Annotated in this window: 17 protein-coding genes and 2 pseudogenes; 7 read left to right on the top strand and 12 right to left on the bottom strand. The window is 63.5% G+C overall.

The window, feature by feature from the left end; all coding sequences use genetic code 11:
• Positions 1 to 19 precede the first annotated feature (19 nt).
• Positions 20 to 2,776: a pitrilysin family protein gene (locus LRS56_08835; GenBank protein WDU64553.1), complete on the top strand. Its 2,757-nt coding sequence runs from the start codon at positions 20 to 22 to the stop codon at positions 2,774 to 2,776.
• On the top strand, positions 2,773 to 4,470 hold the full coding sequence (locus LRS56_08830) for an ABC transporter ATP-binding protein/permease (GenBank protein ID WDU64552.1): 1,698 nt from the start codon (positions 2,773 to 2,775) through the stop codon (positions 4,468 to 4,470). The genes LRS56_08835 and LRS56_08830 overlap by 4 nt, the downstream gene beginning before the upstream one ends.
• On the opposite strand, the gene LRS56_08825 is transcribed toward LRS56_08830, so the two are convergent.
• On the bottom strand, positions 4,451 to 6,052 hold the full coding sequence (locus LRS56_08825; GenBank protein WDU64551.1) for a L,D-transpeptidase family protein: 1,602 nt from the start codon (positions 6,050 to 6,052) through the stop codon (positions 4,451 to 4,453). The genes LRS56_08830 and LRS56_08825 overlap by 20 nt on opposite strands.
• 39 nt (positions 6,053 to 6,091) lie before the next feature.
• Here LRS56_08825 and LRS56_08820 point away from each other — a divergent pair, with 39 nt between their 5' ends.
• Both LRS56_08820 and LRS56_08815 read left to right on the top strand, forming a co-directional pair.
• Positions 6,092 to 6,805 carry a murein L,D-transpeptidase catalytic domain family protein gene (locus LRS56_08820; GenBank protein WDU64550.1) on the top strand — a complete coding sequence of 238 codons (714 nt, stop codon included), beginning with the start codon at positions 6,092 to 6,094 and terminating at the stop codon, positions 6,803 to 6,805.
• A gap of 29 nt (positions 6,806 to 6,834) precedes the next feature.
• A complete protein-coding gene (locus LRS56_08815; GenBank protein ID WDU64549.1) occupies positions 6,835 to 7,581 on the top strand; it encodes a creatininase family protein in 747 nt (248 codons plus the stop codon).
• Positions 7,582 to 7,640: 59 nt separating this feature from the next.
• On the opposite strand, the gene LRS56_08810 is transcribed toward LRS56_08815, so the two are convergent.
• Positions 7,641 to 7,973, bottom strand: coding sequence for a hypothetical protein (locus LRS56_08810; GenBank protein ID WDU64548.1), 333 nt, complete (start codon positions 7,971 to 7,973; stop codon positions 7,641 to 7,643).
• A gap of 34 nt (positions 7,974 to 8,007) precedes the next feature.
• Positions 8,008 to 8,652 carry an ATPase gene (locus LRS56_08805; GenBank protein WDU64547.1) on the bottom strand — a complete coding sequence of 215 codons (645 nt, stop codon included), beginning with the start codon at positions 8,650 to 8,652 and terminating at the stop codon, positions 8,008 to 8,010.
• 129 nt (positions 8,653 to 8,781) lie between these two features.
• Here LRS56_08805 and LRS56_08800 point away from each other — a divergent pair, with 129 nt between their 5' ends.
• Positions 8,782 to 9,045, top strand: a complete 264-nt coding sequence (locus LRS56_08800; GenBank protein WDU64546.1) for a hypothetical protein — start codon at positions 8,782 to 8,784, stop codon at positions 9,043 to 9,045.
• Here the strand turns inward: LRS56_08800 and LRS56_08795 are convergent.
• From LRS56_08795 to yfcF, 4 genes and pseudogenes are all read right to left on the bottom strand, one after another.
• The gene (locus tag LRS56_08795; GenBank protein ID WDU64545.1) at positions 9,022 to 9,861 is read right to left on the bottom strand and encodes an amidohydrolase family protein; all 840 of its coding nucleotides are present in this window, start codon (positions 9,859 to 9,861) and stop codon (positions 9,022 to 9,024) included. The genes LRS56_08800 and LRS56_08795 overlap by 24 nt on opposite strands.
• A gap of 29 nt (positions 9,862 to 9,890) precedes the next feature.
• Positions 9,891 to 11,172: pseudogene (locus LRS56_08790) on the bottom strand (MFS transporter).
• 99 nt (positions 11,173 to 11,271) lie between these two features.
• Positions 11,272 to 12,003 carry a GntR family transcriptional regulator gene (locus tag LRS56_08785; GenBank protein ID WDU64544.1) on the bottom strand — a complete coding sequence of 244 codons (732 nt, stop codon included), beginning with the start codon at positions 12,001 to 12,003 and terminating at the stop codon, positions 11,272 to 11,274.
• A gap of 111 nt (positions 12,004 to 12,114) precedes the next feature.
• Positions 12,115 to 12,746: pseudogene (yfcF, locus tag LRS56_08780) on the bottom strand (glutathione transferase).
• A gap of 67 nt (positions 12,747 to 12,813) precedes the next feature.
• On the opposite strand from yfcF, the gene LRS56_08775 reads away from it, so the two are divergent.
• Positions 12,814 to 13,620 carry a hypothetical protein gene (locus LRS56_08775; GenBank protein WDU64543.1) on the top strand — a complete coding sequence of 269 codons (807 nt, stop codon included), beginning with the start codon at positions 12,814 to 12,816 and terminating at the stop codon, positions 13,618 to 13,620.
• A 21-nt stretch (positions 13,621 to 13,641) separates the two neighbouring features.
• On the opposite strand, the gene LRS56_08770 is transcribed toward LRS56_08775, so the two are convergent.
• The 3 genes from LRS56_08770 to LRS56_08760 form a co-directional block, all read right to left on the bottom strand.
• Positions 13,642 to 16,068 (bottom strand): TonB-dependent receptor, encoded by a 2,427-nt coding sequence (locus LRS56_08770; GenBank protein ID WDU64542.1) that lies wholly within the window; start codon positions 16,066 to 16,068, stop codon positions 13,642 to 13,644.
• Between the two features lie 90 nt (positions 16,069 to 16,158).
• The gene (locus LRS56_08765; GenBank protein ID WDU64541.1) at positions 16,159 to 17,112 is read right to left on the bottom strand and encodes a FecR domain-containing protein; all 954 of its coding nucleotides are present in this window, start codon (positions 17,110 to 17,112) and stop codon (positions 16,159 to 16,161) included.
• A complete protein-coding gene (locus LRS56_08760; protein WDU64540.1) occupies positions 17,109 to 17,606 on the bottom strand; it encodes a sigma-70 family RNA polymerase sigma factor in 498 nt (165 codons plus the stop codon). Before LRS56_08760 ends, LRS56_08765 begins: the two co-directional genes overlap by 4 nt.
• A 135-nt stretch (positions 17,607 to 17,741) precedes the next feature.
• Between LRS56_08760 and LRS56_08755 the strand changes: the two genes are divergently transcribed.
• Positions 17,742 to 18,896 carry a DUF1624 domain-containing protein gene (locus LRS56_08755; protein ID WDU64539.1) on the top strand — a complete coding sequence of 385 codons (1,155 nt, stop codon included), beginning with the start codon at positions 17,742 to 17,744 and terminating at the stop codon, positions 18,894 to 18,896.
• Positions 18,897 to 19,012: 116 nt separating this feature from the next.
• Here the strand turns inward: LRS56_08755 and metE are convergent, their stop codons facing one another.
• Positions 19,013 to 21,301, bottom strand: coding sequence for a 5-methyltetrahydropteroyltriglutamate--homocysteine S-methyltransferase (gene metE, locus LRS56_08750; protein WDU64538.1), 2,289 nt, complete (start codon positions 21,299 to 21,301; stop codon positions 19,013 to 19,015).
• A gap of 97 nt (positions 21,302 to 21,398) precedes the next feature.
• Positions 21,399 to 22,001 carry a LysE family translocator gene (locus tag LRS56_08745; GenBank protein ID WDU64537.1) on the bottom strand — a complete coding sequence of 201 codons (603 nt, stop codon included), beginning with the start codon at positions 21,999 to 22,001 and terminating at the stop codon, positions 21,399 to 21,401.
• Positions 22,002 to 22,122 lie beyond the last annotated feature (121 nt).

Genomic DNA, 22,122 nt, shown 5'->3' with positions numbered 1-22,122 from the left:
GATTAGCCTGGATACCTGAATGAACAAGATACTTGCCGGCCTGCTCGGCCCGCTGCTGCTGTGCGCCTGCGCATCGCCCCCACCCCAGGCACCGTTGCCGTGGGCGCCCCACGTGGTGCGCGGCCAATTGGCCAATGGTCTGGAATACCGCCTGGTGCGCGACAGCACCCAAGCCGGGCGCCTGGACCTGCGCCTGACCGTGCGCGCCGGCTCCGTGGATGAAGACGACGACCAGGTCGGCGTCGCGCATATGCTCGAACACCTGACCTTCCGCAGCCGCGCCGGCCAAGCCAGCGATCTGCGCGCACAGATGACCGCGCTGGGCTGGGTGCAGGGCCGCCACTACAACGCGGTGACCAGCTACGACCGCACCCAGTATTTGCTCAGCCCCACGGCCGGTAGCAAGCAAGCGCCGGTGGCGCTGCAGAAGCTCGCGCAGTTGGTGTTTGCCGGCGACTACAGTGGCGCCGACCTGGAACGCGAGCGCCCTATCGTCATCGAAGAATGGCGCAGCGGCCTTGGTGTGGCGCAACGCATGAATGACCAGCGTGCGGCGTCGCAGCGGGTCGGCTCGCGTTACCCGCAGCACCGCACCATCGGCAACGAAGCGGCGATTCGTGGCGCTTCGCTCGGCGCCTTGCGGCGCTTTCAGCAACGCTGGTACGTGCCCAATAACATGCTGCTGTCGGTGGTCGGTGACTTCGACCCGCAGCAACTGGCACAGCAAATCGAAGTGGCCTTCGGTGCCACCCTCGCCCGTGCGCTGCCCGAGCGCGAGCATCGTGAATTGCCCCTCGACGGCCAGTTGAAAATCTTCCGCCTGCAAGACCCGCAAACCGGAAGCAACCAGGTGTCGCTGCTGTTCCGTCTGCACGAGCCAGGCAGCCGGGGCGCCACCGCCGAGGCCACCCGCGAGCGCTTGATCGACCGTATCAGCCTGTCGGCGCTGCTCGGCCAACTGCGCCGCCAACCCCTGCAACCGGGGGTACGCAGCCTGACCGCGCAAAAGACCCTGATCGGCGAATATTCCAGCGTGCTGGGCGTCGCCGCCGGTGTCGAGGGCGCCCATCACGACGCCGCCCTGCAACACTTGCTGACCGAGCTTGAGCGCTTGCGCCAGCACGGCCTCACCGCGCAAGACCTGAGCGTTGAACAGGCGAAGATTCGGCAACTGGCCAACGGCATGCTGGCCAAGGACGAGTCACGCACCTTTGAACAATGGGTCACCAGCCTCAACGATGCCGCCGTGCAAAACCGCACAGTGATAGCGCCGCACCAGATCGCCCGGCTGACCCTGCAAGCGCTCGACACCATCGACCTCGCCGCCGTGAATGCACGGTTGCTGCGCTGGCTGGACAGCCCCGATCAGGTGCTGCAACTGACCGCGCCGGGCAACAGTGTGGTGCGTTTGCCCACGGTAGACGAGGTACGAAAACTGCGTGCAAGCCTCGCCCAGACCTCCTTGACCGCACCCCAGGCGACCGCGCCCGTGGCGCCGCCGAGCGTCACGTTCACACCAGCGGCTGCAGGGCAACCTGGCAGCGTGACGGGCAAACGTTCGTTTGCCGCCGAACAGGTCGAACACTGGCAACTGAGCAACGGCGATCGTCTGGTCTGGCTGCGACGTAATGCCGAAAACGGCCAGTGGCGCCTGCAAGCCGAGTCGGCCGCCGGTTTCAACCACAGCGACGTACCCGCCTGGCGCCTGCAAATGGCCGCGCAACTGGGCAACCAGAGTGGCGAGCCCGGGCTGCAAGCGTGGCGCAAACAACACCAGGCCACGTTGAGCCTGGAACACAGCGCCACCCGCCTGCAGTTGAGCGCGAGCAGCACGCCGTCGCCCCAGGCCTTGACCACGTTGCTGCAAAGCTACCGCCAGGGGCAGGTCGATGCGGTGATCGATGAGGCGCTGTTCAGTGCCGCTCGGGAAGATCTGCTGTCTCGCGTCAGCACCCGGCCGGATGCCATCGCGCTAGCCCGCCGCGAACTGCGCTACGGCGCCGACACCTGGCAAAGCCCCGATCAAGCGGCGCTGGAACCGTTGCAATCAACGACCCTGACCGAAGACTGGCACCAGTTGGTACAGGCGCCGGTCACCTTCTACCTGATGGCTGACATCGACCCGGCGCAGCTGGAAACCGCCGTGCGCGAACAGTTGGCGAATATCCCACGCGGCGTCGCCCCGGCCACGCGCCCTGCCCTGCAAGTACCCGGTCAACGCCGTACCGACCTGGCGGTGGCGCTGGAGCCACGGGTGGTGCTGGAAGCCAGCAGTTTCAGCGCGCACCCATGGTCGCCCGAGGCCGCCGCCCGGGTCGCCGCCCTGCGCGAACTGGCCAACCAACAGCTCAAGCAGCGCCTGCGGGGCGAGGCCTCCGGCGTGTATCGCCTGCGTTTCGACAGCGAATTGAACCCCGACACGCAGCGCATCGAAAGCCAGTTGAGCTTTACCTGCGACCCCGCACGCGCCGAGGAACTGTGGGCGCTGGCCCAGCAAACCCTGGCACAGCTGGGCCGTGCGGTGGATGCGCAATGGGTGGCCGGCGAACGTGCCGAGCTGCGCCGCCAGGAGCAAAAGCGCCGCGCCGACCCCGCCACCCAATGGCGCCGCCTGCTGCTCAGTGAACGCCAATGGCAGGACCCGCGCTACCTGAGCCGCCAGGCAACGCTGGCGGATGGCATCCGCATCGAGCCGCTCAAATCCTTGGCAAGTCAGCTGTTCCCGGTGAATAACCAAGTGCTGCTGCGCGTACTGCCCAAGGCGGATGCGCTGTGAAGAGCCTGCGTACGTTCTATCGTCTGGCCGCGCCGTTCTGGCGTCGGCGCGCCCAGTGGCTGGGCTGGCTGATGCTGGCCGGGATCATCGGCATGGGCCTGTTGATTGTGCAGATCAACGTGTTGATCAATGCCTGGAGCAAGACCTTCTACGACACCCTGGGCGCATTCGACACGCCGGCCTTGTACGCGCTGATGGGCCGCTACGTGCTGTACCTGGGCGCCTATGTGCTGATCGTGGTGGCGCTGGACTGGGTGCGCAAAGCCCTGGTGCTGCGTTGGCGCCAGGCCATGACCGAGCAGTTCACCCACGCCTGGCTGGCGGACCAGGCGTTCTACCGCCTGGGGCTCGGCGGCGAGCCGGACAACCCCGACCAGCGCATCAGCGAGGACGTGGACATCGTCGCCGACCTGAGCGTGGAGTTGGTGGCGTCGTTCATTATCAATATGGCCCAGGTCGGCGCGTTCATGAGCATTCTGTGGCAGTTGTCCGGGGTGCAGACATTCAGCGTGGGCGAGTACAGCATCACCCTGCCGGGCTACCTGGTGTGGATCGTGCTGATCTATACCCTGGCCGGCAGTTTGATCACCCATTGGGTCGGCCGCCCGCTGCACCGTCTGAACGTGGATCGCCAGCACTACGAGGCGGACTTTCGCGCCAGCCTGTTGCGCAAGCGCGAGCATGCCGAGCAGATCGCCCTGTACCGTGGCGAGGCCGTGGAGCGCCAGCACCTGGCCGAACGCTTCGGCGCGATTGCGCACAATTGGCGCCAACTGATGGGCCGCGAGCGCAACCTCAGCTTGTTTACCGTCAGCTATGAGCGGGTGAGCCTGATTATTCCGGTATTCGCCGCCCTGCCCGCCTTCCTGGCCAAGACCATCACCCTGGGCGGGCTGATGCAGATCCGCAGTGCCTTTGGCGCGGTGCAGGGTTCGTTGAGCTGGTTTATCAAGCTGTACCCGAAGCTGATGCGCTGGAGTTCGGCGGTGGAACGGCTGGGGCAGTTTGAACAGGCGATCGCCGCGAGCCGCTGCCAGGCCAAGGCGCCCGTGGTCGGCGAGTGCCTGTGCGTGGACGGCTTGGATGTGTTGCGCCCGGACGCCGGCGTGCTGCTGGCCGGTGTATCGGTGCAGGTGGCGCAAGGCGAGTGGCTGTTGATGGCCGGGCGCAGCGGCATCGGCAAATCGACCTTGCTGCGCACCTTGCAGGGCATCTGGCCGTATTGCCGTGGCGGCTGGCAATTGCCGCCGGGGCGCAGCCTGTTGCTGCCGCAAAAGCCCTATCTGCCAAGCATGCCGTTGCGCAATTTGCTGGCTTACCCGGCGCTGGAAGTACCGGACGCGGCGCGGCTGATCGCGGTCTTGCAGCAGGTGGGGCTGCCGGCGCTGGCACGGCGCCTGGATGAGCAAACCGAATGGTCACGGCAACTGTCGGGCGGCGAGCAACAGCGCATCGGCCTGGCGCGGGCACTGCTGTATGCACCCGACACCTTGTACCTGGATGAAGCCACCAACCAGTTGGACGAGGCCAGCGCCCATGCCCTGCTGGTGCTGCTGCGCGAGCAACTGCCGGAGTGTACGGTGATCGGCATCAGCCACCAGGCGGGGTTGGCAGTGCTGTTCGACCGGGTCTGGTCCCCACAGCTACCTCATACCCCTGTGGTGAGTACTTCGGCTACAGCACGCTGCCCATAGCCTTCATCAACACCAGATCACGCGCATAGATATCCGGCGCATACACCAGGTCACCCTGGCCATCGACCTGTACCGTCCAGTAGCCCAGCAGCACCGGTACCGGGGTGGCCAGCCGGAACTCATGGGTCACGCCGGTGGCCAGCAGTTCATCGGTACGGGTGCGCTCGGCCGGGCTTACCAGCAAATCGCGTAGCAGCAGCGGCTGCTCAACCCGCACGCACCCTGAACTGAACGCCCGTGGCCCCTTGGTAAACAGCGGCTGGCTGGGCGTGTCGTGCAGGTACACCGAGTAGGGGTTGGGAAAGCGCATCACGATTTTGCCCAGCGGGTTGCGCGGGCCGGCTTCCTGGCGCAGCAAGATATTGCCGGGGCGCGCCCAGTCGATCTGCTCGGGCGCCAGCGGGTGGCCTTCGGCATCCAGCACTTGCAGGTTTTGCTGGCGCAGGTATTCGGGGTTGAGGCGGATGGCCGGCAGTTTGTCCTCGCGCATGATGGTGGGCGGGATGGTCCAGGTGGGGTTGAGGGTCAGCCGGGTAATGCGTGATTTGAGCAGCGGCGTCTGGCGTTCGGCACGGCCGACCTGCAGGCGGGTTTGCCACACCGGAATGCCGCTCTGGTAGACACTCAGTTGCGCGGCGGCGACGTTGACCAGCACGCCTTCGGGCTCCAGGTCCTGGGCCAGCCAGCGGAAACGTTCGAGGTTGATGCGCAGTTGCTCGCGGCGAATCGCCGGGCTGATATTGAGTTCAGTCACCGTGCCGGTGCCGATCACCCCGTCGGATTGCAGCGAGTGGCTGAGCTGGAAGGCTTTGACCGCCTTGACCAACTCGTCACGGTACTGCCGGGTGTTGCCGGTTGGCGCGTTGGCCAGGTAGCCGCCGCGATACAGGCGCTGCGCCAGCTCCGGCACACGCGGGTCTTCCATGCCGGGGCGCAGCAGCGGGCCGGTGGCGACCGGGTCCCAATGCGGCAACGGTTGCTGGCGCACGGCGGCATAGGCATTGCGCAAACTGCGGTAGAGATCGGCGTTGGGGCGCGCCTGGTCGAACGCCTGGGCCATGTCTTGCAGGCCCACGGCGGCAAAGGCCAGCACCTCGGTGTCGGGGTCGTGGGCCGGCGGCTGGGAATGCCACAGCGGCTCGAAACGCGATTGCTGCAGGCGCCCGTAGTGCAGATCCTGCAAGGCTCGCAGGTACGCCTGGCTGCTGGCGATATCGCTGCACAGCACGTTGGCCGTGGCGGGCGCCGCAGACAGGCTATAGTGGGTGGGGTCCAGGCCGTCGTCGGCGAGCAGCAGCAACTGCGCCTGCAACGCTTGCCGGCGCTCGTCGCCCGACCATAGCGGCGCATCGCCTTGCTGCTGGTAGAAGGCTTGCAGGCGAGACTGGGCGGCGGCGTCTATCTGCGGCGCGAGGCTGGGGCAAACACTCGGCAGTTGCGCCAGGGCCTGCTGCACCGGGGCCGTGTTGACCAGAATCGGCGGCGCCACGGGCAGCGCGGCATCGGGCAGCGCTTCGGCTGTCGCGACCAGTGGTGCAACGAGCAGGCAAATGCTCAAGTAACATGCGTGTTTTTTGAACAATACCTTGGCTCCAATCCACAGTGGGGGGATGTACTGTAGATGCTGACTATTATGTGCCGCTTCACGATGCTCACCCTGGGCCTGGCGGTGTTGAGCAATTCTGCGCTCGCCGCCAACGGCAACCCTCCTTCCTTGTATAGCAGCCTGGCGCGCTCGGCTCCAGAACTCAATCCAACTGTACTCAAAAGCGCCCTGAGCGCGGTGCAGTGTGCGGTCAATAATGGCGAGGAACGCTCCGAGCGCCTGGCCGTCATTGACTATTCCCAGCCTTCGACCGCTCGTCGGCTGTGGATCTTCGACTTGCGCAAAAAGACCCTGGTGCTGCGTGACCTGGTGGCCCACGGCGCCAACTCCGGGGAGAACTTCGCCACCCAGTTCTCCAACCTGGAAGGCAGCCACCAATCCAGCCTGGGGCTGTTCCGAACCCAGGAAAGCTACTTGGGCACCCACGGTTACTCGCTGCGCATGGACGGCCTGGAGCCGGGCTTCAACGACCAGGCCCGCGACCGTGCGCTGGTGATTCACGCCGCCGACTACGTCAGCCCCTTGTGGAGCAAACGCGAAGGCCGGATCGGCCGCAGCCAGGGTTGCCCGGCCGTACGCCCACAGGTCGCGCGCCAGGTGGTGGATAAGCTCAAGGATGGGCAGTTCATGTTTTCGTGGTACCCCGACCAGCGCTGGTTGAAGTCCTCGACGTACCTCAATTGCAAACCCCAACAGGTGGCGAGTAGTCGTACAATCCGTGGTGGTTAGCCTGCCCCATAGATAAAAGAGAGCGTCGAATGCTTCTACATAAATCAACCTGGATCGAGATCGGGCAATTCCTGGAGCGCAGTCGCACGGTGGTGATCCCCATCGGCTCCAACGAACAGCACGGCCCCACCGGCCTGCTGGGCACCGACTGGATGTGCCCGGAAATCATCGCCCACGAGGCGCAAAAAAACGCCGACATCCTGATCGGCCCTACTTTCAATATCGGCATGGCCCAGCATCACCTGGGTTTTCCCGGCACCATTTCCCTGCGCCCTTCCACCTTTATTGCCGCGATCGGCGACTGGGTGCGCTCGCTGGCCGGGCATGGTTTCGAGAAGATCCTGTTTTTGAATGGCCACGGCGGCAATATCGCCACGATTGAAGCGGCGTTTTCCGAGCTGTATGCCGAGGCCAGCTTCGGCCGTCGCCCCGCAGGGTTTGCGCTGAAATTAGTCAACTGGTGGGAGCTGGAAGGCGTCAACGAGCTGGCGCATCGCCAATTCCCGGTGGGCCATGGCAGCCATGCCACGCCGTCGGAGATTGCGGTGACGCAATGGGCGTACCCGGATTCGATCAAGTCCGCCGATTACTCGCCGCAGATCGCCAACACCGGGCCGATCCGCGAAGCGCTGGATTTTCGCGCACGCTTCCCCGACGGGCGCATGGGCTCTGACCCGGCACTGGCAACCGTGGAAAAAGGCGCTGAGTTGGTGGCGTTGGCGGCGCAGGGGCTGATAAAGACCGTCGACACGTTCAGCAGCGAAGCCAAACCTTAAGCCGTTCGCGGGTTAAACATGTGGGAGCGGGCTTGCCCGCTCCCACCCTGGGCAATGCGTTATCGGCACTCCTGCGCCGCCAGCTCCAGCCGCGACGGCGTAAGCGCCGACGCCAGCGGCTTGCGCTCATACAAGAACACCTTGCCGCCGTCCTGGGACTTGTAAGCTTCCAGCACGTCATCGGCGGCAATCTTGCTGGTCAACACCACTTTGGCATGACGCGAGTTCTGGGTCACGGTCGAGGTGATCCCGTGCTTCTCAAGCTTGGGCAACACGCATTGCACGTAGGCTTCGGGGCCCTTGCTGGTTTGCAAGGTCAGGGTCGGCGCGTTGGGCGCCGAGACACAACCGGCCAGTAACATTGCCGCGACCGGTACGAAAAAAGAGCGCATGAAAAATTCCTGAATATAAAAATTAAAGTTCACATTAACTGGCGCGAATCAGCGCTTTAAGCGACGCATCAAACTGTTTCAAGGCATCCAGCTGCACATCCCGCTGCTGCTCGATCTGCGCGGCGATCTCCGGCGCGGCCTTGTCACGCACCCACACCGACGGCACCTGCTTGTGCACCGAGCCTTCGGCCTTGGCGATATATTGCAGGTTCGCATCATAGAACCGCGCAATAAAACGCGCCTCGACCTGATCGTTACGCTGGGTCAACAGTTGGTTATGGATGTCGAGCATCACCACCACGTCGGGGTGCGCCTGCACCAGGGCATCCAGGTTGTCGTAGACAGTCACCGACAGGAAGGTGCCTTGCAGCGAACTCATCAACCAATCAATCGCCAGCTCCGGGTCGGAGCTGTTGACGAACGCCTGGCGGATACGCCCATCGAGGGCATCCTTGGCGCCATTCAAGGCCATGTCGTGGTAGCGTTCAAGGTAGCTGAGGTTGTCGCGGGTGTTGTCGCTCAGCAACACACCCACCGACTGCGCATGCTGGAGGGAGTCTACGCTACCGGTGATAGGTAGCAAATGGCCTGCATGCAGTTCATCGGCGATTGCCGCGTTGTTCACGACCACCGTGCCCAGCATCAAAGCCATCAAAGCCAGTTGAATAAACGTCCTCATCGCGCATTTCCTTGAACAGCGTCTCGATGGGGCGATTTTGCGCTTTTGCGCTAAAAACAGAACTTGCGTTACGTGATGGTGACTATTATCTGAACCAATAGTGTCGACATAAAACTTATAAGGACCGCCATGAAGCCCCACCAGAAAACCTTCGACCGCATCCGCGAAGCCGTCCTTCCAGAGTTTCGCGAGCGGGTCGCCGATTACCTGACCGACTATGAACAGGTGCTGCAGAACGACACGGCCGATGCCGAACAGGTGTACGCCAGCGCCCAGCAATTGCGCGGTTACCTGCGCGGGTTGAACACCACGCGAGTGCTGGGCATGGCCGACTGGGAAGACCTCGACCGGCGCGTGGAACAGGCGTGGCTACGGGCGGTGGAAGCCGAATAAGCGGCTGGGCGTGTCGATCAGCAATGCCTGCTCAACCTGCGCCGAACAGCCCAGCGCCTGGCGCTGTTGCACCACATCGGCATAGCCGATGCACGCTTCATGCTGAGTATGCGGCCAGTCACTGCCCCACACCAGGCGGCGCAGGCCGAAGCTCTGCTGCAGCAAGGGCATGGCTTGGCGGGCAAATGCCAGGTTCTGCGCCGGGCTGCCGGCCAAGCGGTAGATGCCCGAGACTTTCAGCCACAGGTGGCCGCTGAGCCCCAACTCCAGCAACTCGGCAAAGCCGGGCTGGTCAACCCCCAGGCGTGCATCGGGGCGCCCGAAGTGATCGATCACCAGTTTGACCCCGAACGGTATCAGCTGGCGCACCAGCTGCGGCAAGTCATCCACCTCGCGATGCAGCTCCACATGCCAGCCCAGCTCGGCGATCTGTGCAAAGAACGCCTTCCAGTCGTGCTCGGCAAAATCCGGCAGCGCCCGGCCCACCAGGTTCAGGCGTACGCCCGCCACACCCGAGCGGGCCATGGCCTGCAGGGTATCGCGAGGAGTATCACGCTCAACCACCACCACACCGCGCAACTGCCCGGGCGCCTGCTGCAAAGCGGCCAGCAAGTAGCGGTTATCGGTGCCCAGGAAGCTGGGCTGCACCAGCACGCCGTGGCTCAGGCCATTGGCGTGCAGGTGCTTGAGGTAGTCCGCCAGCGTGGCGTCGTAACCGGGGGTGTAGCGGCGTTCACCGGCCAGGGTCAGCGCCTGGCTGAACACATGCGCGTGGGCGTCGATGCCGGTGATGGGGGTGGAGCAGTTATCGAGCATGGAAGTCGTCTTTCATCAGTAAAGGGGTATCAAGCCTGTGCGCGGCGGCCGGCCGGGAGGCTGTCGGCGGGCGTCGCTTCGAGCACGCGGCCACGGGTTTCCGGCAGGCACAACGCGGCCAGCACAGCGACGCCGTAGGCAATCCCGGCATCAATGCCGATGGCCGAGCCCAGGGACATCGAGTCGCTCATATGCCCCACCAAAAATGGGAACACCGCCGACAGCACGCGCCCGAAGTTGTAGCAAAAGCCCACACCGGCGCCGCGCACATCCGCCGGGTACAGCTCATTGAACAGCGCCCCCCAGGCTGGCCGGGATACCGGCGGCAAAGAAGCCCAGCGGGAAGCCGAGGAACAGCATCTGCGTATTGCTCAGCGGCAGGAACACATACGCTTGCACGGTGATCACACAGCACAGTGCAAACACCACAATATTCTTGCGCCGGCCGATCCGGTCGATCAGCAGACCACTGACGATGCAGCCGCACCAGAAGGCAAAAATGATCACCGCCAGATAGCCGCCGGAGTTGAGCACCGACAGGTTACGCTCGGTTTTGAGGAAGGTCGGCAACCAGGTCATCACCGCGTGGTAACCCCCGTGAGCCCCCAGGCCGAGCAAGCCGCCGAACAGCGTGACGCGAATCAGCTCGGGGCGAAAAATACCGGCCAGTGATTTGAAAAAACTCTGCGGGATCGCCTGTTCCTTTTGCAGGCGCTGGAAGCTGTCGGGCTCTTCCACATTGCGCCGTACCCAAATGATCAGGAATGACGGCAGCAGCCCCACCACGAACATCACGCGCCAGGCCATGTCCTGCGGTACAAACGAGTAGATCAGCGCAAACACCCCGACTGCCACACCCCAGCCCACCGCCCAGGCACTTTGCACAGTGCCCATGACTTTGCCGCGGTACTTGGGGTTGATGGTCTCGGCCATCAACACCGCGCCCGCCGCCCATTCACCGCCGATGCCGAAGCCTTGCAACGCCTTGACGATCAACAACGGGTGGAAGCCGGTGACGAAGGCCGACAAAAAGGTGAAGAACGAAAACCACAGGATCATCCACTGCAAGGTGCGCACCCGGCCGTAGCGGTCGGACAAGGTGCCGCCGACCCAACCACCGATGGCCGAAGTCACCAGCGTGACACCGCTGATCAACCCGGCGTCGCCCTTGGTCAAGGCGAAAGCGGCGATCAGTGCCGGAATCGCCAGGCCGAACATCTGCACTTCCAGTGCGTCGAGGGACCACCCACCGAAGCAGGCCCAAAACGTTTTGCGCTCCCGAGGAGTGACTTGGCGATACCAGCTGAACATGATTCTTATCCTTATAGGTCAAACGCAAGGCAGCCGAGAGCGAACTGCGCCGCTGCAGGGCCAGTGTTGGCAAACTGGTGCTGGTGCTGCGAACAGGGCTTAGCGAATATCCACGCGGTAGCGGAAGTGCTCGGCATGCCCACGCGAGCGTCGCCACTCCAAGGGTTGCCCGGCGTAATCGCGCGCCAGGCGTTCGATCACCACCACCGGGCTATGGACCGGCACCTGCAACAGGCGCGCATACACCTCGTTGACAGATTCGGCGGTGAGGGTTTCCTCGGCCGAGGCCACGACCTGGCCGCAGACCCGCTCATACACCGGGTAGAGCAACGGGCCTTGCGCCGACAAATCGATGTCGAGCAACGCCTGAAAGCGCGTGCGGGGCAGCCAGATTTCTTCAGCCAGTAGCGGCTGCACGTCCAGCAGACGCGTTCGTACGAGGCGAATCACCTGAGCCTCGGGCGCAAGCCCCAATGCTTCGCTGACCGCCGAGGGCGCCGCCACGGACTCGACCGTGAGGATGCGGCTCTCGGGCACCAAGCGCTCGCCCGAAGGGCCTCGAAAGCGGAAAAATCGAAACAGCGAGGACTGGAATTGCGGGCGGCGCACGAACGTGCCACGCCCCTGCTGGCGCTCCAGAATGCCTTCGCTCACCAGCGCGTCCACGGCCTTGCGCACTGTGCCGGTGGACAGCTCGTATTCGGCGGACAACACCGCTTCGGTGGGAATGGCTTCGCCGGGACGCCAGCGATTGTTGGCGATCTGTTCGACCAAATGGTCGCGCAGGCGTTGATAAAGCGGCAGGCGGGCATCACTGGAGAGCGTATTCATGGGCCACATTCACTTTGTTATTTAGTCATATATATGAATATGGCGAGAGTATTTGCCCGCAAAGTGGCGCCTGTCAAGCGCGCCACCCAATGCGGATGATGAGCGGTGGGCTTACAGCGCTGGGCGTTGCAGGTTGACCCACGCCTGAACGGACGGCCGGGCCCACTGGCGCTGCGCGTATTCCACCAGCTCGGCGGGTACGGGGTCGCCATTGAGGATCAGGCGATTGAGCATCAGCGCCAGGTCCACATCGGCAATCGACCACGCGCCGAACAGGTGCTCAGGGTTACCTGCCAGCAGCGCCTGCGCCGCACTGATCAACTTGCCCGCCGCCGCCTCGGCCGCAGGCGATAACGCCGGCATTTTCTGCGCGTAGAACACCACCAGCGTCGAACGCTCCTGGCGGATCGGCAGCAGGTCACTGCGCAACCACGCCTGCACTTGCCGCGCCCTCGCCCGCAGCTTCGGGTCGGCCGGGTACACCGGCGTCTCGGGGTAGACCTGCTCCAGGTACTCGGTGATCGCCGAGGATTCGGACAGCGCAAAGTCGCCGTCGAGCAAGGTGGGAACACGCTGGGTCAGCGACAGTTGGGCGAAACCCGCCGCATGCTGTTGCGCGGCCTCCAGGTCAGGGTGAGCGTGTCGAAGGCCAGGCCCTTTTCCAGCAGGGTGACAAACACCGACATCGCGTACGGGCTGGTGTAAACCGAATCAACATAGAGGCGCAACGGGGGCTGGTGCATGGCAAGGCTCCTGGGGTGAAAGCCCACGCTACGAGATGTGCGGCCGGAATGACAATGCGCTGTTTTTATGGGGGCATTCCTGGCGGGAATAGTGCCGCGCAATTGTGAGAGGAAAGCTGGCCAAGGTAGACTCGCCAGCCCTGCGCGCACCTGCGTAGCGTTGAAAAGGATCTTCGTCTTGCGCTTGCCCTTCGCCGTATTTCTGTGGTGCTTCAGTGTTCCCTACATGGCACTTGCCAGCGACCTCCCTGCCCTGCCCGGTGAGGCGCAGTATCAGCAAGCCGCCACGCTCTTGAAGCAAAGCGACGCCGAATATGCAGACCTGATGCGCTCGCTGCTGGCCAAGAAACCCCCGGCCGATATGGAGGCGAAGAAAGCCAACCTGGCGCTCATCCAACATTTTTTGGACGAATCGGCGCAGGCCGGGCACCCCGTGGCCGAGTATCGCCTGATGCTGCTGTATCAGGTTTATCTGGTTCCCGGCCAAGAACAGGCGATGTGCCAATTGGCAGTCTCTAGCCTGGAGCATGGCTTTGCGCCTGCCGCGCTGTATGTGGACAACGCCTGCCTCGACTACGTGCTGAGCCCCAAGTACATACCGGCGCTGCAAAACGCCCTGAGCAAAATGAACGACTTTGCGCGTTACTACCCACAGCCCGCCGTGTGGTTGACCTGCGGCGCGCCGCCCAGCGGGGTCGAGTTGCAATCAGGCAGTGAAAACGATTACCGCGCCGAACTCTATAAAGTGCTCGCCACCCGTACCAATCGCCGAACCGCCCTGGCGTTACGCACTGAATACTTCAAGAAAGCGCTGGCAACCAACGGCTGCCCGTACGCAAGCAAACGCCTGGAACCCGACCGAAGCGCTCAGTAACGGGGGGCCAACTGCCCCCCCTCAGAAGTCCACCGTCGCCGACAGCTTGACCGTGCGCGGCTCGCCCTGGGTGAGGTAGTTGTTGGCGGTCGAGGCCGAGGCCCAGTACGCCTTGTTCGCCACGTTCTCGACATTGGCGCGCAGGGTGATGTACTTATCATCGGCTTTGAAGCCATAACGGGCGCCGAGGTCGACGCGGGTCCAGGCCGGGATGCTCAGGCTGTTGCCCGCATCCACGTACTCGCCACCGGTGCGCAGCAGCCGTGCATTGACGGCGGCGCCCTGAATGCCCGGGATATCCCAATCAGCACCCAGGTTGTACTGAAAGCGCGGCACACCGGCAGCGCGGTTGCCGTCGGTGAGGCCATTGGAGGTGCTCTGCAACTCGGTGTGCATCCAGGTGGCACCGGCCAGCACGCGCAGGCCGTCGAGCGGTTCGCCGAAGACGTTCAGCTCCACGCCCTTGTTGATTTGCTCGCCGTCGACACTGAAGGTGTTGGTACTATCCGCGTTACGGTTGGTGGCGCTGTTGGGCTGCTCGATTCGGTACACACCGAGCGTGGCGCCGAAGCTGTCCCAATCAAGCTTGACCCCAGCTTCCGTCTGTTTGCTGCGGTTGGGCGCAAAGGTGACGTTGGGGTTGGTGACCCCGGTCGAGGGCGACGTCGGCCCCTGGGCCAGCCCTTCAATCCGGTTGGCGTAGAACGACACGTGCTCCCACGGCTTGACTACCAGCCCGTAAACCGGGGTGGTGATCGACTCGTCATAGTTGGCATTGCGCACCCCGGTGGTGGTATTCCACGCATCCACTTCAATGGTCTGGCGGCGCACGCCCACGGTCAGTAATACACGATCATCGATAAAGCCCAGGGTGTCGGACACCGCCGCACTCTTGATGCGGTTTTTGCCGACGATGCGCGGGTCATGAATATCGCTGCCGAAGTAGGTCACGCTCGGGCGCGCTATCTGCGTGGGGTTGTACAGGTTGCCCGGCTGGCGGTTGGCCCGCAGGATCGCCTCGAACGCCGAACGCTGCTCGCCCCAGATCCCCGACACGCCGACGTTCATCTGATGGGTCACCGGGCCCGTGCTGAAATGCCCGTTCAAGCCGCCCATCGCGCTTTTGTTGTCCTCATCATGGGGCGAGTACAAAAAGCCGACCTGCCCGGCGCCGTTATTGCCCACATACAGCGACGAATACTGGCCATTCTCCCGCGTGTGCTTGGCGCCGCCGCCCACATAGGCCGTCCAGTTTTCATTCAGGTCGTACTCGGCATTGAACATGCCGTAGGTGTCTTCCAGCTCCGACCAGCTCCAGTCCTGGGCATAGTTGTCCTTGGCCGATGGCGCCTTCGGCACCTTGGTGCCGGTGGGATAGACCACGGAACGGCCGTTGTTGATGCGCTCTTTCTGGTAGCCGAAGTCGGTGGACACCCGCAGCCGGTCGCCGCGGTAGTCGAGGGCCACGGCCACCAGTTGCGAGCTTTTGAATTCATCTTCGACGGCCGTGTCGCCGCCATGCCGGGCCAGGTTGACCCGTGCGCCGAAGCGGTTGTCTTCGCCAAAGCGCTGACCCAGGTCGATATGCCCGCCGGCCTGGCCATCGGTGGTGGTGTCGAGGGTCACGCTGCGGGTGGCGAGGTCTTCGGCACGCTTGGGCACCAGGTTGACGCTGCCGCCAATCCCGCTGCCGGCCGGCGAAACGCCGTTGACGAAGGCGTTGGGCCCTTTGAACAGCTCGACCCGCTCCAGCGCCTCAGTGGTGATGATCTGCCGGGGCAGCACGCCGTACAGGCCGTTGAAGGCAATATCATCGGTGTTCAGCGGCAGGCCGCGAATGGTGAACACCTGGGAAAAATTGCCGAACCCCGAGGACTGGCGCACCGACGCGTCGTTCAGCAGCACATCCCCCACGGTCCGCGCCTGCTGGTCGGCGATGGTCTTGGCGGTATAGCTGACCACGCTGAACGGCACGTCATTGATCGAGCGGTTACCCAGCACCCCGAGCCGCGCCGAGCGTGCCACCTGGCCGCCGCCGTAGGTGTCCGCCTGCGCCCCGCCCTCGCCGCTGATGGTGGTGGCGCCCAGTTCAACCGCATCGCCATTGGCCTGTGGCACTACGGTGTAGCCGTTCGCACCGGTGCTCTGCAGGGTATAACCGCTGCCTTGCAGCAGTTGCATAAACCCCGATTGCGCGGTGTAGCTGCCCTGCAGGCCGGCACTGTGCTGATCATTGAGTAGTTTGGAATCAAACGACAACGGCACGCCGGAGACTGCCGCAAACTGCGCCAGCACATTGCCCAATGGCCCGGGCGCGATGGCGTAGCTGCGCGCTGCACTGCTCGGCGCTTCGGCAGCCACGGCGCTATGCAGCGGTGCGATGGCCGCCAGCGCGACAGCCAGGCTCAATGCCTTCAAAGGGCGGATGGGGTGCGAGGTGAAGGTCATGGGCATTCCTGTCGGCGCGGTGCAAAGTTGAGGGTTCTCCCCTACACCGGGCGACAACGAAAAAGGTATCAGCGAAGGTCAACAATAATTTCAGCGCGGCTCAACGGTGACCCAATAGCCGGTCAGGCTGCTGACTTTCACCGGGAGAGTGTCCTGCAACAGGCGCAGGCTGGCATCGGTGTCGCGCAACGGGAACGCGCCGGACACGCTCAACCCGGCCACACTGGCGTGGCAGCGCAACACGCCCCGCCGGTAGCGGCCCAGTTCATCGAGCAAATCCGCCAGGCGCATCTGCTGGGCCAGCAACATGCCGTTTTCCCAGGTCAGCGCGCTTTGCTCCAGCGGTTCCACCGCCGCCACGCTGTCGCTGCCAAACGCGCTCTGCTCGCCGGCCTTGAGGATCACGCCGTGGGCGGCATGCGCCGGCAGCATTTGCACCGCGCCGTCGATCACCGCCACGCGGCTGCTCTGCTCGCCTACCCGCACACTGAAATGCGTGCCCAGCGCACGGGCGGTGCCGTGGCGGGTCTGCACGATAAACGGGCGATGGCTGGGCGCGGGGTCTTTGGCGGTGGTGATCATCACCTCGCCTTGCAGCAGTTCGATGCGCCGCACCTGGGCGTCGAAGGCGATATTCAACGTGCTGGCCGTGTTGATCAGCAGGCGCGTGCCGTCGGGCAAGGTCAGGTTGCGCTGCTCACCGATGGCGGTGTGTTGGTCGGCGGTCCAGGCTTGCCAGGGTTTGTGCTGCCACGCCAGCCAGCTTGCCGGCCCCGCCAGCAGCAATAACCCGAGGGCCTGGCGGCGGCCGAGGGATTGTTTACGGCCGATGCGCTTGAGCGTGTCGCCGGCGATTGCCCCCGGCACGCTGCTGAAATCACCGAGAATCGCCTCCGCTCGCTGCCAGGCCTGCGCGTGCTGGGCGCTGCGGCTTTGCCACTGGGCGATGGCGCGGCGGTCTTCGTCGGTGGCGCTGCCCGATTGCAACTGCACCATCCAGTCGGCGGCTTCGCCCAGGATCAGCGGGTCAATCGAGGGGTTCATGCCACGCTCAGGCAGGCGAGGAACGCATCGCGCATATAACGTTTGACCGACACCAGCGACACCTTCAGTTCATCGGCGATCTGCGGGTAGGTCAGCCCATCGATCTGCGACATCAGGAACGCCTGGCGGGTTTTCTCCGGCAGATCGCGCAGCATGGCTTCGATGCGGTACAGCGATTCAAGGATCAGCCAGCGGGTTTCCGGCGACGGCACTTCCTGCTCGGGCAGGTGGGCGATGGTGTCCAGGTAGGCGCGCTCGACTTCCTGACGGCGCCAGCTGTCGATCATCAAACCCTTGGCGATATGCGTCAGCAAGGCGCGTGGCTCGCTGCCAAAACCGGCACCGGGCTGGCGGGTGAGCAGGCGCATAAAGGTGTCGTGGGCCAGGTCGGCCGCGTCGCTGGCATTGCCCAGCTTGCGGTCGAGCCAACGGTACAACCATCCGTGGTGCTCGCAGTACAGGTGCTGGATAGGCAGATGGAGTGGGGACGACATGCAGATCACCGGCGCCGGGGCCAAGGAGTAATTAAGAATTGATCGCATTCTAATCGGCACAACGAATCGCGGCAACGCGTTAATTAATGTTATAGGATAACGCCCCTTTTCCGCCCTGCCCTGGGACCTTTACCCATGACCGACGCTGTTCCCCTGCGCCAACGCCTGCTTTGCATCGACGCCCTGCGCGGCCTGGTGATCCTGTTCATGCTGCTCGACCACGTGCGCGAAACCTTCCTGCTGCACCGCCAGGTCAGCGACCCGATGAGCATCGACAGCACCGAACCCGCGCTGTTTGTGAGCCGCACCCTGGCCCACCTGTGTGCGCCGGTATTTGTGTTGCTGACCGGATTGTCCGCGTTTTTGTACGGCCAAAAATACTCGGGCCGCGCTGACGTGTCGGCGTTCCTGTTCAAGCGCGGGCTGTTTCTGGTGGTGCTGGAGTTCACCCTGGTCAACTTCGCCTGGACCTTCCAACTGCCGCCCAGCGTGATCTACCTGCAAGTGATCTGGGCGATTGGTGTGAGCATGCTCGCCCTCGCCGCCCTGGTGTGGCTGCCGCGACAGCTGCTGGTGGTGCTGGCGCTGGCGATCATCGGCGGCCACAACCTGCTGGATGCTGTGCACTTTGCGCCCGGTTCGGCGCTGCAAAACCTGTGGGCGATCCTGCATGAACGCAGCTGGATCGAGTTAAGTGACACCCTGCGCCTGCGCACCACCTACCCGGTGCTGCCGTGGATCGGCGTGATTGCCTTGGGCTACAGCCTCGGCCCGTGGTTTGCCAGCGCCACGCTGCCGGCCGTACGCCAGCGGTATCTGTTGCTGGCAGGTGTCGGGGCATTGGTGGGGTTCGTGGGGTTGCGGCTGGTCAATGGCTATGGCGAGAAGCCGTGGCAGCTGTATGACAGCTCGGTGCCAACGCTGATGAGCATCTTCAACGTCACCAAGTACCCGCCTTCGCTGCTGTTTCTGGCGTTGACCCTGGGCATCGGCTTGCTGTTGCTGCTGGCGTTTGAACGCGCCGGGCATAAACGCTGGATCGGCGTGCTGGCCGTGTTTGGCGCCGCGCCGATGTTCTTTTATCTGCTGCACCTGTATGTGCTCAAAGTGCTGTATGTCGCGTGTGTCGCGCTGTTTGGCCTGAACCACGGCAACTACTTCGGCTTCGACAGTATTGGCGCGGTGTGGCTGGTTGCGCTGGTACTGCCCCTGGCCCTGTACCCGCCGGTGCGGTGGTTCGCCGGGCTCAAGGCCCGGCGCCGCGACCTGGCCTGGCTCAAATACCTGTAGCCACTCGGTTGCTTTGCTGTGGGAGCTGACTTGCCTGCGATGCGGGCACCTCGGTGTTTCAGTGATACCGGGGTGATGCAATCGCCGGCAAGCCAGCTCCCACACTTTTACCGCGTTTAAGCCAACTCGGTCCGCAGTTGACGCGCTGCTGTCACCATATGAATCAGCGCCGCTTCGGTTTCCGGCCAGCCACGGGTTTTCAAACCGCAGTCCGGGTTCACCCACAGACGCTCAGCCGGGATCCGCTTGGCCGCCTTGCGCAGCAGGTTGGCCATCTCCGACGCATCCGGTACGCGTGGCGAGTGGATGTCGTAGACGCCCGGGCCGATCTCGTTCGGGTAAGCGAAGGCTTCGAATGCGTCCAGCAGCTCCATGTCCGAACGCGACGTCTCGATGGTGATCACGTCGGCATCCATCGCCGCGATGGACTCGATCACATCGTTGAACTCGCTGTAGCACATGTGGGTGTGGATCTGGGTTTCGTCACGCACGCCGGAGGCGCACAGGCGGAACACTTCGGTCGCCCAGTCCAGGTAGTGCTGCCACTGCGCCTGGCGCAACGGCAAGCCTTCGCGGAAGGCGGCTTCATCGATCTGTACGATCTTGATGCCGGCGGTTTCCAGGTCCACCACTTCATCGCGAATCGCCAGCGCCAGTTGACGCGCCTGCACTTCGCGGCTCACGTCTTCGCGGGGGAAGGACCACATCAGCATGGTCACCGGGCCGGTCAGCATGCCCTTCATCACCTTGCTGGTGAGACCTTGGGCATAGCGGATCCACTCCACCGTCATAGCGTTGGGGCGGCTCAGGTCGCCGAAGATCACTGCCGGTTTCACGCAGCGCGAACCATAGCTCTGTACCCAGCCGAAGCGCGTGAACACATAGCCGTCCAGTTGCTCGGCGAAGTATTCGACCATGTCGTTACGCTCGGCTTCACCGTGTACCAACACGTCCAGGCCGAGGTTTTCCTGCACCTCGACGGCGTGTTTGATCTCGCTGTGCATCGCTTCGACGTATTCGGCTTCACTCAGCTTGCCGGCTTTGTACGACTGGCGCGCCAAGCGGATCGACGCGGTTTGCGGGAACGAGCCGATGGTGGTGGTCGGGAACAAGGGCAGGTTCAGGCCGGCGCGCTGCTTTTCGATACGCTGGGCAAACAGTGACTGACGCTGGCTGTCCTTGGCCGTGATAGCCGCCACACGCGCTTGCACCGCCGGCTTGTGAATACGCGGCGAAGCAGCGCGGGCAGCTTGTACGGCGCGGCTTTCAGCCAGGGCAGCGAGCACGTTGGGCGCTTGCGGCGCGTTGACGGCCTGGGCCAGCACAGAGACTTCCGAGCATTTTTGCACGGCAAACGCCAGCCAGCTTTTCAGCTCGGCATCCAGCGTGTCTTCGCGGCCGAGGTCAACCGGGCTGTGCAGCAGCGAGCAGGACGGCGCCACCCACAGGCGATCTCCGAGTTTTTCATGGGCGTGTTGCAAGGTCGCCAGGGCTTTCTCCAGGTCGCAACGCCAGACGTTACGGCCGTTGACCACGCCCAGGGACAGCACCTTGTAGGCCGGCAGGCGGTCGAGGATCGTCGGGTACTGGTCCGGTGCACGCACCAGGTCAATGTGCAGGCCGTCCACCGGCAGGTTCGCCGCCAGGCCGAGGTTCTCTTCCAGGCCGCCGAAGTAGGTAGCCACCAGCTTTTTCAGCGGGTCACGCTGGATCAGGTTGTAGGCTCGTTCAAAGGCGTTTTTCCATGCCTGCGGCAGGTCGAGCACCAGGATCGGTTCGTCGATCTGCACCCATTCAACGCCCAGCTCAGCCAGGCGCTGGAAGATCTGGCCGTACAGCGGCAGCAGGCGGTCAAGCAGGTCGAGCTTGTCGAAGTCGCCGCCCTTGGCCTTGCCCAGCCACAAGTAGGTCAGCGGGCCGATCACCACCGGCTTGACGGTGTGGCCCAGGTCGCGGGCCTCCTTCACTTCTTCGAACAGTTGGTCCCACCCCAGGTGGAACTGCTGGTCGGCGCTGAATTCAGGCACCAGGTAGTGGTAGTTGGTGTCGAACCACTTGGTCATTTCTTGGGCGTGGGCACCGCCGCAGCAGCTGTCGCTGACGCCACGCGCCATGCCGAACAGGGTTTGCAGGGTGGCTTTGCCATCGGCTGGGCGGAAACGCTCCGGGATCACGCCGAACATCAGCGAGTGGGTCAGCACCTGGTCGTACCAGGCGAAATCACCCGCGGGCAACAACTCGATGCCGGCCTGTTTCTGCAGGTCCCAGTGGGTCTTGCGCAAGTCACGGCCAACGGCGCGCAGGCCGGCTTCGTCGAGCTCACCCTTCCAGAACGCTTCCTGCGCTTTTTTCAGTTCACGATCGCGTCCAATGCGCGGAAATCCAAGGGAATGAGCGACTGCCATGACTTACAACTCCAATGTCGGTATTTATGGCAGCCATTGTCGACAGACGCTCATCGTGAGACAAACTCATTTTACTCTAGATGATCACAAGATCCACTCATGTTGAGATCAGGTGCACATAGAACGCGTGAAACATGAAATACGCGCAACCCGCCAGCGCCAGGCCCATGCAGCGGTTGAACCAGGTAAACGCCGCCGCCCCGCTGATCCGTCGCCCCAGCAACGCGCCGAGCAAGGCGTAGACCCATGGCGCACCCACGGCGCCCAGCCCCAGCAACGCCGAAACCCCAAAGATCGAGGCCCCGGTAATATGCGCCGCCGGCAACATCACACTGGTGATCGGCAACACCGCCACGATGCCTTTAGGGTTAAGCAACTGGATCACCAGGCCGTTCCAGAACGTGAGGGTTTTGGACGCTGTGCCCGACGCTTCAACCTCGGTGCGGGCGCTGAACACCTGGTACGCGAGGTACAGCGTGTACACGCCGCCGATCAGCGAGATATACGGCAACGCCGCCTGGGAGATGATGGCTTCACCGGTGTAGCCAAACACCACGAACATCAGCAACATCGCGCACCCCACGCCGATATAGAACCCACTGGAACGGCGGAATTTGCCGGTGAGCCCGGCGTTCAAGCCCATCAAGTTGACGGGCCCCGGGCTGTACATGACGCTGAAGGCGTAGAGGAAGATGTCCATGGGAACCTGCAGTAGTGAAAGTAATGCGAGTCTACTGAGGCAATTGCCGGGGAATCTTGAACGTTTGTGGTTGATCGCCCCAGATCCATTACGCGTACTATGCTCAAAACCAAACATTCAA

The organism is Pseudomonas poae (genome assembly GCA_028869255.1).
GTDB classification, from domain to species: domain Bacteria; phylum Pseudomonadota; class Gammaproteobacteria; order Pseudomonadales; family Pseudomonadaceae; genus Aquipseudomonas; species Aquipseudomonas poae_C.
The sequence above is the reverse complement of the archived record's forward strand: the minus strand, read 5'-3'. Positions and strand labels throughout refer to the sequence as shown.

What these genes read in the sequence shown, in the direction of transcription:
- LRS56_08835 (WDU64553.1), top strand. Translation starts at nt 20, where the DNA reads ATGAACAAGATACTTGCCGGCCTGCTCGGCCCGCTGCTGCTGTGCGCC.
- LRS56_08820 (WDU64550.1), top strand. Translation starts at nt 6,092, where the DNA reads ATGCTGACTATTATGTGCCGCTTCACGATGCTCACCCTGGGCCTGGCG.
- LRS56_08815 (WDU64549.1), top strand. Translation starts at nt 6,835, where the DNA reads ATGCTTCTACATAAATCAACCTGGATCGAGATCGGGCAATTCCTGGAG.
- LRS56_08810 (WDU64548.1), bottom strand. Translation starts at nt 7,973, where the DNA reads ATGCGCTCTTTTTTCGTACCGGTCGCGGCAATGTTACTGGCCGGTTGT.
- LRS56_08805 (WDU64547.1), bottom strand. Translation starts at nt 8,652, where the DNA reads ATGAGGACGTTTATTCAACTGGCTTTGATGGCTTTGATGCTGGGCACG.
- LRS56_08800 (WDU64546.1), top strand. Translation starts at nt 8,782, where the DNA reads ATGAAGCCCCACCAGAAAACCTTCGACCGCATCCGCGAAGCCGTCCTT.
- LRS56_08795 (WDU64545.1), bottom strand. Translation starts at nt 9,861, where the DNA reads ATGCTCGATAACTGCTCCACCCCCATCACCGGCATCGACGCCCACGCG.
- LRS56_08785 (WDU64544.1), bottom strand. Translation starts at nt 12,003, where the DNA reads ATGAATACGCTCTCCAGTGATGCCCGCCTGCCGCTTTATCAACGCCTG.
- LRS56_08775 (WDU64543.1), top strand. Translation starts at nt 12,814, where the DNA reads ATGGGGGCATTCCTGGCGGGAATAGTGCCGCGCAATTGTGAGAGGAAA.
- LRS56_08770 (WDU64542.1), bottom strand. Translation starts at nt 16,068, where the DNA reads ATGACCTTCACCTCGCACCCCATCCGCCCTTTGAAGGCATTGAGCCTG.
- LRS56_08765 (WDU64541.1), bottom strand. Translation starts at nt 17,112, where the DNA reads ATGAACCCCTCGATTGACCCGCTGATCCTGGGCGAAGCCGCCGACTGG.
- LRS56_08760 (WDU64540.1), bottom strand. Translation starts at nt 17,606, where the DNA reads ATGTCGTCCCCACTCCATCTGCCTATCCAGCACCTGTACTGCGAGCAC.
- LRS56_08755 (WDU64539.1), top strand. Translation starts at nt 17,742, where the DNA reads ATGACCGACGCTGTTCCCCTGCGCCAACGCCTGCTTTGCATCGACGCC.
- metE (WDU64538.1), bottom strand. Translation starts at nt 21,301, where the DNA reads ATGGCAGTCGCTCATTCCCTTGGATTTCCGCGCATTGGACGCGATCGT.
- LRS56_08745 (WDU64537.1), bottom strand. Translation starts at nt 22,001, where the DNA reads ATGGACATCTTCCTCTACGCCTTCAGCGTCATGTACAGCCCGGGGCCC.